The following is a 15,579-nucleotide window of genomic DNA, read 5'->3' as shown; positions in this document are numbered from 1 at the left end:
GAGGGAAAATTTATGAAGTTCCGCACAGCCATTGCCGCTACCATGGCCATCTGTCTTGGCGCCGCTACAGCCATTGCAGCCGATGAGCCGCAGGCCGTCCGCCAGGCACAGATGAAGCAGATCGGCGCTTCCATCGGCGCGCTCGGTGCAATTGCCAAGGGCGAGAAGCCCTATGATGCGGAGACGGTGAAGAAGGCTCTGTCGACGATTGCCACCACCTCCAAGGATTTCCCGAACCACTTCCCGGCAGGCTCGGAAACCGGACAGAACACCACTGCCGCTCCGGCCATCTGGCAGAACATGGATGACTTCAAGGCCAAGTCGCTGAAGCTTGCCAAGGACGCGGAAACCATTCTGGCTTCTGCGCCGGCTGATCAGGCCGCTGTTGGTGCTGCCCTCAAGACGCTCGGCGGCGAATGCAGCGCCTGCCACCAGACCTACCGTCTGAAGCGCTGATTGAGGTAATTCGCCATGGCCTGATCCTTATCTTCAGGCCATGGCCAGCTTGCTCGGCTTTTTGCAAGCCAGTCGTCGGAAATTGAGAGAGCGTTCATGGCATCCACCCTGACAAAGATAATTCTCGGCTGTCTGGTCGTGGTGGCAGGGGGGGGTGCCGTGGCCTATGCTCTTACCAAGCCAAAGCCGCATCCGGCCGAATATTGGGCCAACCTGGGCAGTCCGGATGTCGCCAATGGCGAAAAACTGTTCTGGGCGGGCGGCTGTGTCAGCTGTCATGCTGCAACGGGTGCCAAGGGCGAGGATCTCAAGGTTCTGTCCGGCGGTCACGCGCTGCCGACGCCATTTGGCACCTTCAACGTTCCCAACATTTCGCCTAACCCGAAAGCGGGTATCGGCAACTGGACGCTGGCGCAGTTCGGCGATGCCATGACGCGTGGTGTTGGCCCGGACGGCGAACATCTTTATCCGTCATTCCCCTACAGTTCCTATGCGCGCATGACGCCAAAGGACATCAACGACCTTTTCGGTTATATCAAGACCTTGCCCGCCAGCGCCAATGTCGCACCTGCGCATGACCTCGGTTTTCCGTTCAACATTCGCATGTCGCTTGGCGGCTGGAAGCTTCTGTTCCTGGATGAAAGCCCACGGGTTCAGATCGCCAATGCCAGCGATCAGGTAAAGCGCGGGCAATATCTCGTGGAAGGTCCGGGCCATTGCGGCGAATGCCATACACCGCGTAATGCGCTGGGCGGCCTGGAAACCGGCAAATGGCTGGCAGGCGGCCCGAACCCGGAAGGGCTGGGCAAGATCCCCAACATCACGCCCGGCTCCACCACCATGGGCAAATGGAGCGAGGAGGAGATCGTCAGCTATCTCGAAACCGGCTTTACGCCGGAATTCGATAGCGTCGGCGGCTCCATGGCGGAAGTGCAGCAGAACATCGCCCATCTGCCCAAGCAGGATATCCAGGCCATCGCCGCCTATCTGAAGGCCGTGCCGAAGCAGGAGTAAGCCGCGGCGGCCCCCGGTTTTCGGATAATCCGATGCAAACAAAGGCTTTGGTCATCAGAGGACCATGGGCTGAAAATTACGCCAAGGCCTGCATATAGCGCATGCCTGTCACCGGGCGCGGCACGAAGTCCATCTGCTCGTAGAAGCGATGGGCGGCGAAATTGCCGGTCGCGGCCGAAACGGAAAGGTAATCGCAGCCCTGCGCAATGGCGCAATCGCGCGCGCGGCTGACAAGGTGCTGGCCGATGCCGTGGCCGCGATGACCATCACGCACGAAGAGGTGGTGCAGATCCATGCCGCGCTTGCCTTCCTGTGCGCGGTAAAGCGGCACCAGAATAGCGTAGCCGATCAGTTCTTCGCCCGTATCGGCCACCAGCGCCTGGATCCACGGCATCGGGCCGAAGAGATCGCGCTGCAGCTTGTCGGGTGTCATGGCCGCCGCATCACCGTGATGGGCCGCCAGAAGCGCAATCATCTGGTTGAGTTCGGGTAGATCACGCGGCTTGGCAACACGGATGTTGACGACGGCGGGGCGAACGATGGAGATTTCGGTATCTTCGGTCATTGCGGCATCCTCTTGTTGTTGTGGTGCCGTCAGGTGCCGTTTTCTTACAACAAAGCCGCCTGACGGCGGCTTGTTGACATTGTGATCTGTCGAGCCGCCCGTTACCGGTAGGCCCAAAAATACATGGCAGCGATGGGTGCGTGTACGATCATCATGGCTGATCAGTGCGATATAATCGTTTCAGAGTCAAGCGGCTTTCGCTTCCTCAATGCTCATGATCACATAAACCGTGATCCGATAGCGAGCGAATGACATAGCATTCTTCCACTGTATGCCCGCCGCTGCAATGTGAAACAATGCGCTCCAGCTCGCTTTCAAGCTTTTTCAGCCGGGCGATCTTGTCGCGCACATCATCGAGATGCGCCGCTGCAATCCGGTCTGCCCCTTCGCACGGCGCCTTTGGATGCTCGCTCAGAGCAATCAGCTCGCGGATCATGGCAATCTCAAAGCCGAGATCACGCGCGTGGCGGATGAAGGCGAGCCGCTCCAGTTCATCGCGGCTGTAGCGGCGCTGATTGCCCTGCGTGCGTTCGCCCTCCGGCATCAGGCCCATCTGCTCGTAATAGCGAATGGTGGGAACCTTGACGCCCGTGCGTTTCGATAAATCACCGATAGAATACATCATCATTAAAAACCTCTAGTCTCTCGAGGAATTTATGCTAGTTAGCGCAGAATTCAATGTCAGATCTCGCCAAGGTCGCATCTGAGTGATAGGGTAGTCCCCTATCTTATAGGTATGATCATGTCGCACACCCATCGCAGCAAGGACAAACTGATTGCCCGCATCCGTCGGCTGAAAGGTCAGATGGAGGCGGTTGAGCGGGCGCTGGACAGCGAGCAGCCCTGCGGGGATGTGCTTCAGCTTCTCGCCTCCATACGTGGCGCTTTGTCCGGCCTGACAGTGGAACTGATGCAGGAGCATCTGAGCGAGCACGTGGTGCAGGCCGAAACGGATGCGGAACGCCGTCAGGCAGCCAGCGAACTGGCAGAGGCGCTGCGCACCTATATGCGCGGCGAATAACAGATGGGAGGCAGGATATGGCTGTTCACTTCGAAGACGCCAAGCACGAGCATGTGTTTCTGGGAGAGAACCACGCCCGTAACGAGCGCAAGGTCTGGTGGGTTATCGCACTGACAGCCAGCATGATGGTCGCGGAAATTCTTGCCGGAACCTGGTATGGCTCGATGGCGCTGCTGGCCGATGGCTGGCACATGTCTACGCACGCCGGTGCCATGCTGATTGCGGCACTTGCCTATTGGTATGCGCGGCGTGAGGCGCGCAACAGCCGCTACACGTTCGGCACCGGCAAGCTGGGGGATCTTGCCGCTTTCGCCAGCGCCATCGTGCTGGCGCTGATTGCGCTTTTGATTGCCGCCGAAAGCATCATAAGGCTCGCCAATCCGGTGGAAATCGAATTCACCCAGGCCATTCTGGTCGCCATTGTCGGGCTTGCCGTCAATCTCCTCAGCGCATGGCTGCTGCGTGATGAACCGCATCATCATGGGCACAGCCACCATCACGACCACGACGGGGGCCATCATCACGATCATCATCATCACCACGGCGAACACGGACATGATGGTCATCACGGCCACCACGGCAGCCATGCGCATCCCTGCCATGTGGGAGACAATAATCTGCGTGCCGCCTATCTGCATGTTCTGGCCGACGCCCTGACATCCGTTCTCGCCATCGGTGCGCTTCTGTTCGGTCGTGCCTATGGCTGGATCTGGCTCGATCCGTTGATGGGAATTGTCGGCGGTCTGGTGATTGCCCGCTGGTCCTATGGGCTGATGCGCGATACCTCGCGCGTCCTGCTCGATGCCGTGCCGGAAAAGGCCGAACTGGCCGAGGAAATTCGCGAGCGGTTGGAAACGGACGGAAACCGCATTGCCGACCTGCATTTGTGGCAAGTGGGGCCGGGTCATCACGCGGCAATCCTCTCGATCGTCGCGCAGGAGCCGGAAGAGCCGATGTCCTACAAGGAGCGTCTTCGCGATCTGACGACGCTCTCTCATGTCACGGTGGAAGTGGCGCGCGCGGCTTGAACGGCATATGTGAGGTAGCTTGCCATATGCGAAACAAAAATGCCCGAACCACGCCGCCATGGTTCGGGCATCGAATATTTCAGATCTCCAAGAGATCAGAATTCGGAATAGATATCTTCGATCTGAGAAACCGTGTGCGTGCCGGTCTGGATCAGCGGTGCTGCCTGTGCCTTCGGCGGCTCGTCGCCGGTCTTCGCGCCCTCAACTGCCCAAAGTGCATTCGCCAGCGAAGAGGAAAGCAACGTGCTGCTGCCGGTGATGCCGCTCAAGGAAATCCGGCTCGTTTCCGTCGTTTGGGGGAGGGCTTCCTCGGCCTTCCGCTCTGCCTTGTAGGGGCGAGCTGAATAACCGTAGCCATTCATTCCGCTGTCGATCTGCATCGCGTTGACCTGAAATATGGTTACCTAAGTTAACCACTTCTTAATACGCGAAGCTTGCGCGAAGCTTGCGTGGCGTGCGCGGAGCATGTTTGGAGAGTTGACTTCAATTGAAGCTTGCTGGGTGGTGCTTCGCTGCAGCCCCTCATCTGGGTAGCGCGATGCTTTTCTTCTCTGGCTGCTGCAGACCGGCATATTCGCCAAAAGTTACCATTCGGTTTCTGCCCGCAGCCTTTGCTGCATAAAGTGCGGTATCGGCAGCCTTGACGGCCTCTTCAAGGGAAACCTGGTCGCCGCGTGCCACAAACAGGCCTCCGGAGAAGGTCAGCGCCAGATCGTTCACGCCGGGAATGTACGTTGCGCAAAGGCGTTGCTGCCAGCGGGCAGCATGGACAAGGGCCTCGTTGCGGTCGCAATCCGGCAGGATGACCAGAAACTCTTCTCCGCCCCAGCGAAACGCCTGGCCATTGTCACCCAGTTCCTCCGTCAGCATTTTGGCAAACAGTTTCAGCACCGTATCGCCTGTCTGATGGCCATAACGATCGTTGAAAAGTTTGAAGTGATCGATATCGACCACGGTCACCGCGACGCGATCGCGTGCCGAGGCGCCTTGAAGCAGGGCTGGCAGAATGTCCTGTGCGTGGCGGCGATTATACAGTCCCGTCAGGTGATCGCGCGATGCCTCCTCCCTCAGGAGGTTCTGCAGTTCCACATTTTCATGCAGTCGCATTTCCAGATCGCGCGAAAGCGCGGCCATGCGCTCCTCCGCCGCCTTTCGCAGTGAAATATCGCGCATCACGATCATGCGTCCACCGCGCCGCCCCCAGGGCGTCAGGGAATGGGCGGATACCTCGAAAATGCCCTGGTCACCCAGCTTGATTTCGCTGCGCTCTCCATCGCTTGAGGCGGGCGCTTGCAGGATGGGGGCGAACTCCGGTTGGGTGGCGAGCGAGCTTCCGATGGCCTGACGTGGCATGCCGGGCAGGGTGGCAGCCGCAGGGTTGAGTTCGAGAATCCGATCTTCCGCATCGAGCACGATCACCGGGTCCGGCAAAACCTCGAAGATCGCATCGCGCCCGATGGGCGGTAGCACGAACAACTGGCCGAACAGTTGTGCACCCAGCATGAAGGCGCCCGTTGCTGCAAAGATGAACGGCGTCGGGTCATCATTGAAGATCGTAAAGCCGTAAGCGGTGTAGGACACATTGCCCACCAGCGGAAAGAAGGCCGAAGCCAGAAGCGCCCAAAGCTGCCAGCGATGAATGCCGCGCGCGCGGATTGTCAGCGTCAACCCAAGTACAAATGCAATGGCCATGGCCGAATAGGCAAACAACATCGCCGCCTGATAGAGCCAGCCATGCTCAAACAGCATCGTTCTCTCGTCGATCAACCGGATATACATCCAGTTATGCCAGTCATTGGTGAGCGCAAGTATTCCAAAGGCGGCGCTGATCAAACCAATCGAAGCCAGTTGCCAGCGTTTCTCCGCGCCGCGTCCACGCGCATAGGTTAGAAAACTCAGCGACCAGTAAAGCGGTGTGCCAATAATCCCGAACCAGGCAAACTTGCAGGCCCATATTTTGAATTCCAGATCGCTGGACGAATGACGCGCAAGAACTGCCGCCGTCCAGGACAGCGCAAACAGAATGGAGAGGGTAAACGCCTTGCGTCCTGGTGCATCTGGCGCGCGGATGGCACCGAGAATAATGAGCACAGCCATCACCAGAACGGAGATGAGAAGCCAGATTGACGTTTCCAAGGTGCACCCCACGTCGACCAGAGCGTCGACTCACTTCCAAGCATCAGGTCTCCGCAGCCTATACTATGCTCAATTTTATTTAACGAGACCCTTTGCTGCACTCCATTTGCAGCGCGCCTTTCTGGTCGCAAGCGATCAATATTGGGTCAATAGAAGGCCTCGAAAATTAATTTTTATTTTGAATCAATCGTTTGTCAGATGCTGGCCCAAGTACAGAAAAATTTAGTTCCAATCAATTGAAGAGGCAATTAAATATAGTTAGATATATAATAGAACGTTTACATATGTAAGAGGGGTTGCATATGCGTATAGCGTCGACGCAAGCAAAAAAAGTCGATATAAGCGACGATAGTTCAACAGCATCTACCGGTAAGGAAAAGAAGACTTCCGGTTCCGCGCCAAGGAAAATTGCTCCAGCCGGTGGATCTGGTTCCAGCGGATCTGGCTCTAGTGGTTCTGGTTCCAGCGGATCTGGCTCTAGTGGATCTGGTTCAAGTGGTTCTGGTTCCCGCGGATCTTCAGGCGCCAAGCCCGCTCCTTCGCCAAAGGTGTCGACGACATCCAAGCCAGCCTCCCTTACCGTGGACGCAGACCTTGGAAGTCAATCGGGGACGCCGACGTCGGGAGGCGGTCCGGTGGTTGTCAGCAAGCTTTCGACGTCTGGAGTTGGCAGCGGCTCCTCCAGCGCTTCGAGCGCAACTTCGGATGCGGGCACGACCTCGACCGGCGGTGGTGGGCGCATCATCGGCTATGACAAGAATTTCAATCCGATAACCGAGGTTGCCGCGAGGGCGCAGATACCGCCGAACAAGCTGGAGCAGCAGACTGTTGACCAGGCCGAGTCCTCCAAATCCATCTCGGCGCTGATGAAGACCATCACGGGTTCGGAAAGGATAAACCAGGAATTCTTCGCTTATCTGAACGACAAATACGGTAAAACATCCCGTCCGCCGGATGGCATGGATGTCTACAAGAATCCGCAGAACTATACGGCTGAGCAGAAGCTGGGGCGCTATGTCGATCTCGTCAACCTCAAGGCGCAGTATGACGCCTACAGCGAAGCGCGCCTGCAGGAAAACACCGGTGAGATGGCGACCATTCTGGTCGAGCCAGAGGTGAAGAAGGACATTCAGCAGGGCATGGAGACTTTGCTGGAAGATCCCACGGTCTCCGGCCTGCTGACCTCGGAATACCTGAAGGCAACCGGTGAAATCCTCAACGGGAAACGCTTCCAGACCGACGAAAGCAAGTATGATAAGGCTTACACCGATGCCGTCGAAAAGCTGCGGACCGATATCCAGACGCAATTCAAGGCGGATATCGTTGATGGTGGCATCTTCAAGGATGGTATTGCCCGCGGCATTAACGAGAGAACGGTTCTGACGAACTACAATTCGGCCCTGACGGGATTTGCCAGCGTACTGCCGGCGGCCTATATCGAACAGCATCAGACGGCAATTGATGCGAGCTACAATCAATACTACACGTCGAATGTCGAGCCACTGCTGCCGGATGCCGCTGGCGGGCAAACGGCAATGATCAACGCGTTTGCCCTTTCGCTTCAACTGCCGGATTCGCTCAGAAACAATGTCGGCCTCGTCACGCCCACTATTGATGGCAAAACCTATGTTGACAGCGGCCTTGCGTTGAAGACCGACAAGCTGGTCGATCGCCTGTCTGCCGTGAAGGTGGATGCGGATACGGCGGCGCAAATGAAGGCGCTGGGGCTTTCCGCGAAAATACCTCAGGATGGGTTTACGGCGTCGTTCCTGCCGACTGTTACCAACATGGCAACTCAGGTCTATGGCAGTTCCGATGCAGCCAAGGCCAAGCGCACCGAGTTTACCAGCCAGGTTCTCGAACAACTGCGGCCATTGGTGACCAAACTGGATGGTGGCTTCACGGATGCCACCCTCAACACGGCGCTTGCCGATATCACCCGGACTGTATCGGCCAGAAGCAATCCACTTTCGTCGGACGCGGCGGCAGTGACCACCGCGCTCAATGGTCTTGTGCGTGGCGCGAACCTGACGGGCAACAAGCTGCTCGACGGCATGTATCGTGCGGGATCGGGCTATGATATCAGGCAGGTTCAGGCCCTCACAGCGCTTGCCGTCGGCTATGAGGGCAAGGGGATTGCCCAGGGTGCTCACCCCATGGATGCTTCATTGGTGCCGCGAGACTTCAAGCCTGCCGACACGGCGATCAAGGTCTTCGGCACCGAAGGACGGAAATGGGATTCGGAAGTGCTGAAGCAGTTCGGCTACGACACGCTGAAGCCCATGTCCTCCAAGATGAGCGAGGAACTGCAAAGACTTCTTCCCAATGCCGATGTCCAGAAACCGGTGTTCGATTTGCTTTCTGAAGGTCAGAAAAAGTACGATGAGGTTTTGAAAACCTACGCGGACACCGTCGCCAAGGGGCTGTATGGCAATGACGCTAAGGCCATCGAAACCTTTTCCGGAAACCTTGTACGAATGGTCTACAACATCAATTCGGTCATCAAGCCGGGAGGTTCCCTGGATAAGGTTTATCTCCTTGCATCCCAGTATGCGAAGGATAAAGGTGCGACCTTCACGGGCAGCGTCAGTATTGCGGAGCAGGAAAAGGTTCTGGCAAAAACAGCCACATTGTTCCTGAGCGCGCAGCGCACCATCTACAGCGGAATTCTTCTGGGGCAGAATTCAACACCGGAAGGAATTGCAAGCCAGGTTCTGACGACTGCGACCGCGACGTCGCATCTGATGGATTACATTGGCATGAGCATGAAGGAGATCAAGTACCAGAAGCCGTTGAGCGAAAGCCTCATCTTCATGCAGTTTGACGAAGTGGCGAAGGGGCTTGCGGAAAAGACACGTTCTGCCCTTCCGAAGACAGCCTCACTTCTGGGTGCAGCGGTGGATATTGCGTGGTTGCCTGTCGACATCTTCAGCTTCGTCCAGGGATTGAAGGCGGGCAAGCTTGATACCGTCGACAAGATCTTCAATGGTCTCATCATCGGCACGGACGTCGGGGTTGCTGTGGATGCGGGCATTTCCATGGCGCGCACGCTCATCCCTGCTGCGACACTACAGGCGTCGCGATTTGCATCGCTGTTCTTCGGGGCAGGTGGCGCGATCACGGCGGGCCTTGGAGCTGCCTTCAATGCTCTGAACGGTCTGGCTCTTATTGGTCTTGTGATATATCAGAACTTCAAAACCAGCGCCGCCTTCGAAAAGGCCAGCAAGGAGATCGACGCCAACCTCAGTCGGTTCACGGACAATACCACGCGAAATTATCTCAAGAGCTACCCAAGTTCCGGTACGCCGTGGGAGAATGAGGAAGACAAGAAGAAACTTCGCGAGCAACACTTCGCCAACATGTATAAGCATGACATCACGCCGTTCGACTGGAATGCCGTGCGGGAAAACAACCGCAAATACTATGCGGCTTCCGGCGGTGCCTGATCTGGCATAGGATACCACTGGGCGATCGACAGGATCGCCCAGTGTCAGCGTGTCACACTTTTTACCCGGTTCTGGCCCGCTACGCTTGGGGGAGCTCCGCTCGTCCAGATTTTGAGAAGCCCGGCACATTACTGGCCAGCACATTACTGGTTTGAGCTGGCGCATGAGCACTGGTTTGAGCTGGCGCATTAGCGATGCCAGTGGGCCGTCTTCCTTTTCACCGTGCACACGTCAAAATCGCAGTAGCGGTCCCACATCCCCACATCCCCAATTCCTTATGATTTTGAGGCTCTGCGTTTGCCTGCCAGGCTATGTCCAGCGGCCATGGCGGTACTTGCAATCGCGCATGGTTCACTCTGAAACAGATGATGTTCTTGATTGTATTTATGTCGCAAACAGACATTGACGATTGCAAAAGGACAAATAAATATAAATTAAAATATAAAATTAATAACGAATATAGTGGGGAATATTGATGGGAGTCATTCTCGGTGAAAGGTCGATAGCAACAACTGCGAACAGAACTGGCGAGGAGACAATCAAGAAAGATGCCGGTTCCGAAGTCCAGGCGGCTCAGAAGAAAATTGAACCGCAGCAGACGGCAGCCCGATATATCTCTTTCGATGGGCTGCAGAAACGCGACTTTGCTAAAAAGCCGATGGCTGGAACAAAGAAGCCGGAGCAGAAGAAACCGGTCGATCCAAAGGATCTGCAGCCGGATCCCAATCAGCGCACCGTTACGAGCGTTGAGGGCAGGATCGTCGGCTATGATGCGAAATTCAATCCGTTAACGGAGCAAGGGCTGAAAGACGCGCTTCCGCCAAACAAACTGGCCGAGCAGCCGCTGGATCATGCCGAGGCTTCCGCCTCCCTGTCCCGCCTGATCGGGAGTCTCACCGGCAATGAGCGGATCAACCAGGAGTTCTTCTCCTATCTGGAGCAAAAATATGCGGATGCATCACGGCCACCGGATGGCCTGGATGTCTATCAGAACCCGCAGAACTACACCCCCGAACAGAAGTTGGCCCGCTATATCGATCTTGTGAAGGTCAAAGGTCAGTTCGAAGCCTATCGCGAGGCACGTCTGCAACCGAATACGGGCCAGATGCGAACCATCCTCAACGAGCCTGAGGTGAGGAAGGATATCGAGCAGGCCATGCAGACACTGCTGGAGGACCCCTCGGTGGCGGGCCTGCTCTCGAGCGAGTATCTGCAGGGCACACGTCAGATTCTGGATGGCAAACGCTTCCAGAATGATGAAGGCAAACATGATGCGGCCTATACCGAGGCGGTGGAAAAGCTGCGCTCGGATATCAAGCAACAGTTCCGAAGTGAGATCGTTGAGGGCGGCCTGTTCAAGGATGGTGTTGCGCGCGGTGTCAACGAGCAGACCATCCTGACCAATTACAACACGGCGCTGAAAGCCTTCGGCAGTGTGCTTCCGGCGGATGTCATCGAGCAGAATCAGGCGGCAATCCAGAAGGCCTACAACGAATTCTACAGCAGCAGGGTGGAGCCTCTGTTGCCCGATGCTGAGGCCGCTCGCCAGTCTCTCGTCTATTCCGCGGCCCTTGGGTTTGAAGTGCCGGAGGCGCAGAAAGACCACATCGGCCTGGTGACACCCACGATCAATGGAGACACCTATGCCGATCTTGGCCTGACGCTGAAGACGGAAGGTTATATGGATCGGTTGGCCAAACTGAAAGTCGATCCGGAAACGCTGAAGGAAATCAAGGCTCTCGGGCTTTCTCCCACAGTGCCGCAGGATGGGTTCACCGCGGCATTCCTGCCCACGGTTGCAGCCATGGCCACGCAGATCTTCGGCACGTCCGAGGCGGCCCGTGAAAAGCGGTCGAGCTTTGCCAGCCTCGTTCTGCAGGAATTGCGCCCGCTGGTGGGGCGGCTGGATGGCGGCCTGGATGGCCTGACCCTGGCCGGAAGTCTGGAACGGGTCAGGCACAGCATGTTGCTCAACAACCATCCGCTATCCGCCTACCGCAACGAGGTCACGACTGCATTGAACGGCCTGGTGCGCGGGGCGAATCTGACGGCCAACAAGCTTCTTGTCGGCATGTATCGCGCCGGATCGGGCTATGCGCTGCAGGATGTACAATCTCTCACCGCCCTGGCTGTCGGCTATGAAGGCAAGGGTCTTGCCCGCACGAGCCACCCGGAAGGCGTGTTGCGCGACACCGACCAGAGCGACAACAGCGCACTTGCGAAAACCGTGTTCGGCACCGAAGACCGGATGTGGGATTCCAGTCTCCTGCAACGTTTCAGCCCGGAGGGTTTGGAGCGCAGCATGGCGAAGATGACTGATGAGATCGCCACGCTCCTGCCCAACAGTGTCGTGCGCAAGCCCATCATCGATGTCACCAGGGAGGCAGAGAAGAGTTTCGATGAGATTCTTCAGACCTATGCCACCTCGGTTGCCAAAGGTCTGTTCGGAGACGATGAGGCGGCGGTTACGCGATACAAGGTGAATTTGATGGGCTTTGTCGGCCAGCTCTGGTCTCTCAGCAAGCCGGGCGGTTCGACAAATCAGCTCTTTGCGATAGCCAAGGAACTGGCGTCGAACAGCAAGGGCTTCTTCTTTGATGGTGCCGTCAGCATTGATCAGCAGATGGAAACCATGGCCAAGTACGGATCGGCGTTTCTCAGCATCATCCGCACGGTCCAGACGGGCGTTCTCAGTGGCGGCAAGTTCGATAAGGTTTCCTTGTCCTGGCTGGTGCTGGGCTCTGTGGGCGGGGCCGCCCAAATCATGGATGCGGTGGGCAGCAGCATAAAACCATCGCTCGACGCAAAGATCCTGTTTTCGATTGGCGAATATGCCGATGCTGCCAAACAGGCCACGCGCACGGCTCTCACCAAGGGAAGCGCCTTGCTCGGCGGTGCGGTTGGCATGGCCGTGCTGCCTCTGGATATCTTTGCCTTTGTGCGGAACCTCAAGGCGGGCAAGCTGGATACGGCAGAGAAGATCTTCACCAGCATCGCCATCGGTGCAGATGTCGGCATCGCGATCGATAGCGCTCTTGGCATCGTCAAAACGCTGGTTCCGGCGACGGTTCTCCAGACGTCACGCTTCGCGTCGCTTTTTATGGGAACCGGCGGCGCAATCGTCTCCGCTCTTGGCGCAGCCTTTAGCATTCTCAGCACAGGCGCATTGTTGTTCCTCAATTTCTGGCAGGATGTCAAAACAGAGAAAGCCTACAAGAAGGCAGGTGCTGAGCTGGATCACAATCTCAGCCGGCTGACGGGCAACACCACCAGCGATTATCTGAAGCTTTATCCGGAAGCAGGTGACCCCTGGACTACGGAAGCTGAAAAGCAATGGCTCTATCAGAAGCATCTCGACAATATGTACAAGGATGATCTGACGCCTTTTGACTGGGATGCCGTTCGTCAGGCAAACAGGCAGCGCTTCGAGATGGCAGCCTGAGGCTGCGCAAAATGTCGCGGGGGTAACCGGTTGATCCCCCGTGACACTTGGGCAGGCTTGTGGCAATGCCGATGGATGGGGACGAATGAACGAGCACCGGCTGGTTTGCTGGGCAGGAGCCTGACGGCGCTTCTGCTCTCCTATGCGCTTGTGCTCCAGCTGTTCATTGGCGCCTTTTTCCAGCAAAGCATGGTGGTGCAGGCGCTCAACGGCGATTTCACCATCTGTTCCACCCATATGGGTCTTGGTTCGGATGAAGACCCCGCGCGTTCTGAAGGCAAGGCGCAATGTCTGGCGCTGTGCCAACTGGCCTGCAGTATCGCGCCGGGCCTTGCCAGCTTCCTGCGCATTCTTCCGCCACATGAACCCACGGCGCAGACCATCGTCTGGCAGGCTCAGGCAGAAACGCCGCTTTCTGCCAAGCCCTTTCATCCGCCGCACGCCAGAGGGCCGCCGCAGCTTTCATGATGCCTTGAACGCGGGGTTTTCCCGTCCCTTTTCAAGCTCATGGAGCAAATCATGTCATCTTTCCCGTCAGGCGGATGCGTTAGTCCGCGCGCGCAATTCTGCGCCAGTCTCGTTGATAGCGTCTCTCCTTCTGCTGGAGGTCGGTCATGACCTCGGCACAGCCTAGCAAGATTGCGCAGAAGTCTGCTGCATCATCCACCGGAGGCGAGTTTCGCGCCTTTCTCACCCGCCTGCATTTCTATATCGGCCTGTTTGTCGGGCCGTTCATTCTGGTCGCGGCTCTGTCCGGCACGGCCTATGTGCTGACGCCGCAGCTCGAGAACTATGTCTATCGCAGCTATCTGAACGGCGTCGCCTCCGGTCAGCCGCAAAGCCTTGAGGCGCAGGTCAATGCGGCGCGCGCCTATTATGGTGCGGATAAATCCTTGTTCGCAGTGCGCCCTGCCACAGCCGAAGGCAAGACGACGCGTGTGATGTTTGCCGATCCCAAGCTGGGCGATTCCGAAACGCGGGCAGTCTTCGTCGATCCGGTCACGCTGGATGTGAAGGGCGATCTCGTCGTCTATGGTACCAGCGGCGTCCTGCCCATTCGCTGGATCATCGATGTCTTCCACCGCAACATGCTGCTGGGGGATTTCGGGCGCAATTACAGCGAACTGGCTGCCTCATGGCTGTGGATTGCCACCATCGGCGGTTTCCTGCTGTGGTTCTGGCGGCGTGGGACAGATTCCGTTCAGACGAGCACGAGAGACGGAAAAACCGCTGGCCTGCGCCGGGTTCACACCACCATCGGGTTGTGGATCGGCATCGGCCTTCTGTTCCTCTCGGCAACCGGTCTGACCTGGTCCAAATATGCCGGCGACAATATCACCGCTCTGCGCAAGTCCCTGGCGTGGGAAACACCCTCCGTTTCGCTGAAGCTGGAAGCCGCCGCCGCGCCCGCCGCCGCCGGTCATGCAGCCCATGCGGATCATTCGGCGCATGCCGATCATGGCAAGGCCAGCACGGCACCCGTCAGCGCGGGTGTTCCCGATCCGGCAACGCAGATCGATCAGGTTCTGGCCACGGCCAAATCCTCCGGTATCATCGACAGTCCGCTGGTGGAAATCCGCCCGTCGAAATCGGCGGACAAGGCCTGGATGGTGCGCGAATATGACCGCTCTACCCCCACGCAGGTGGATACGGTGGCGGTTGATCCACGCAACATGACGGTGACGAGCCGCGCCGATTTCGCCACCTTCACCATCGTGCCGAAGCTCATCCGCTGGGGCATTGATCTGCACATGGGCATCAAGTTCGGTGTCCTGAACCAGATTGTCATTGCGCTTATTGGATCGGCACTCTCGGTCTCCATCGTCTATGGTTATGCCATGTGGTGGAAACGTCGCCCGCCAGCCGGTGCGCCCGCCCGCACACTCGCGCAATCCTGGCTTTATCTGGGCTTTCCCGCAAAGCTCGGCGTGCTGGTCGTGGGCGTGGCGCTGGGCTTCGCCCTGCCGCTGATGGGGCTCAGCCTGCTGGCCTTCGTGGTGGTGGATCTCGTCCGCTGGAGGCTTGATAAATCCCGCCGGGCAGGCCGCAGATTGCAGGCAGCACCTGCGGAGTAGTTAATTCCAGTTAGGCTTCGCACCTGATCCGCCATTTTGAGGGGTGGATCAGGTTTATAGATTGCAATCTTAAATAGAATCTAGAAATTGCGACCATTGCGTTCAGTAGCAGTATTGAAACCGAATTATATACAACCTATTTGGGAGGGCGCATAATACTTTAGCAGCTAGTGAGGAAAACGGCTTGAGTAGCACAAAGAGAACTTCAGAAGCGGAAATTTCCCAGGTTGTAATTAAGATTTTGGCTGGGGAGCCGAATGGTGAGGCTAATTTTGCAAGATTATTATATCTGATTCCGAAGTACATCACGCTGACACCTGTCGACCTGAAGATGTCTAAAAAACGTCTAGGCGAATCGTTGTGGGAGCAGCGCGTCAGAAATATTAGGTCTCATGC

At 57.2% G+C, this 15,579-nt stretch carries 12 protein-coding genes; 8 read left to right on the top strand and 4 right to left on the bottom strand.

The annotated features are described in order from the left end of the window. The first annotated feature begins 42 nt into the window (after positions 1–42). Positions 43–456, top strand: a complete 414-nt coding sequence (locus tag E8M78_RS12710) for a cytochrome c (RefSeq protein ID WP_246658333.1) — start codon at positions 43–45, stop codon at positions 454–456. Positions 457–552: 96 nt separating this feature from the next. After that, positions 553–1,470, top strand: a complete 918-nt coding sequence (locus E8M78_RS12705; protein WP_137135376.1) for a cytochrome c — start codon at positions 553–555, stop codon at positions 1,468–1,470. A 76-nt stretch (positions 1,471–1,546) separates the two neighbouring features. Here the strand turns inward: E8M78_RS12705 and E8M78_RS12700 are convergent, their stop codons facing one another. Next, on the bottom strand, positions 1,547–2,035 hold the full coding sequence (locus tag E8M78_RS12700) for a GNAT family N-acetyltransferase (RefSeq protein ID WP_137135375.1): 489 nt from the start codon (positions 2,033–2,035) through the stop codon (positions 1,547–1,549). 205 nt (positions 2,036–2,240) lie between these two features. After that, entirely contained in the window at positions 2,241–2,657 is a 417-nt protein-coding gene (locus tag E8M78_RS12695; RefSeq protein WP_137135908.1) for a helix-turn-helix domain-containing protein, read from the bottom strand. 120 nt (positions 2,658–2,777) lie between these two features. Here E8M78_RS12695 and dmeR point away from each other — a divergent pair, with 120 nt between their 5' ends. Both dmeR and dmeF read left to right on the top strand, forming a co-directional pair. After that, positions 2,778–3,056 (top strand): Ni(II)/Co(II)-sensing transcriptional repressor DmeR, encoded by a 279-nt coding sequence (gene dmeR, locus E8M78_RS12690; protein ID WP_137135374.1) that lies wholly within the window; start codon positions 2,778–2,780, stop codon positions 3,054–3,056. A 17-nt stretch (positions 3,057–3,073) separates the two neighbouring features. Next, positions 3,074–4,084 carry a CDF family Co(II)/Ni(II) efflux transporter DmeF gene (dmeF, locus tag E8M78_RS12685; protein WP_137135373.1) on the top strand — a complete coding sequence of 337 codons (1,011 nt, stop codon included), beginning with the start codon at positions 3,074–3,076 and terminating at the stop codon, positions 4,082–4,084. 95 nt (positions 4,085–4,179) lie between these two features. Here the strand turns inward: dmeF and E8M78_RS12680 are convergent, their stop codons facing one another. Both E8M78_RS12680 and E8M78_RS12675 read right to left on the bottom strand, forming a co-directional pair. Beyond that, positions 4,180–4,464, bottom strand: a complete 285-nt coding sequence (locus tag E8M78_RS12680; RefSeq protein WP_137135372.1) for a hypothetical protein — start codon at positions 4,462–4,464, stop codon at positions 4,180–4,182. 142 nt (positions 4,465–4,606) lie between these two features. Further along, on the bottom strand, positions 4,607–6,220 hold the full coding sequence (locus tag E8M78_RS12675; RefSeq protein ID WP_137135371.1) for a diguanylate cyclase: 1,614 nt from the start codon (positions 6,218–6,220) through the stop codon (positions 4,607–4,609). A gap of 635 nt (positions 6,221–6,855) precedes the next feature. On the opposite strand from E8M78_RS12675, the gene E8M78_RS12670 reads away from it, so the two are divergent. From E8M78_RS12670 to E8M78_RS12655, 4 genes are all read left to right on the top strand, one after another. Continuing rightward, entirely contained in the window at positions 6,856–9,666 is a 2,811-nt protein-coding gene (locus E8M78_RS12670; protein WP_170973413.1) for a hypothetical protein, read from the top strand. A gap of 475 nt (positions 9,667–10,141) precedes the next feature. Continuing rightward, entirely contained in the window at positions 10,142–13,108 is a 2,967-nt protein-coding gene (locus E8M78_RS12665; protein ID WP_137135369.1) for a hypothetical protein, read from the top strand. 75 nt (positions 13,109–13,183) lie between these two features. After that, the gene (locus E8M78_RS12660; protein WP_137135368.1) at positions 13,184–13,576 is read left to right on the top strand and encodes a hypothetical protein; all 393 of its coding nucleotides are present in this window, start codon (positions 13,184–13,186) and stop codon (positions 13,574–13,576) included. A 146-nt stretch (positions 13,577–13,722) separates the two neighbouring features. Beyond that, positions 13,723–15,183, top strand: a complete 1,461-nt coding sequence (locus E8M78_RS12655) for a PepSY-associated TM helix domain-containing protein (protein WP_137135367.1) — start codon at positions 13,723–13,725, stop codon at positions 15,181–15,183. Positions 15,184–15,579: the final 396 nt, after the last annotated feature.

Origin of the sequence: Rhizobium sp. FKY42 (assembly GCF_005222835.1) — a bacterium.
In the GTDB taxonomy this organism is placed as follows: domain Bacteria; phylum Pseudomonadota; class Alphaproteobacteria; order Rhizobiales; family Rhizobiaceae; genus Neorhizobium.
The sequence above is the reverse complement of the archived record's forward strand: the minus strand, read 5'-3'. Positions and strand labels throughout refer to the sequence as shown.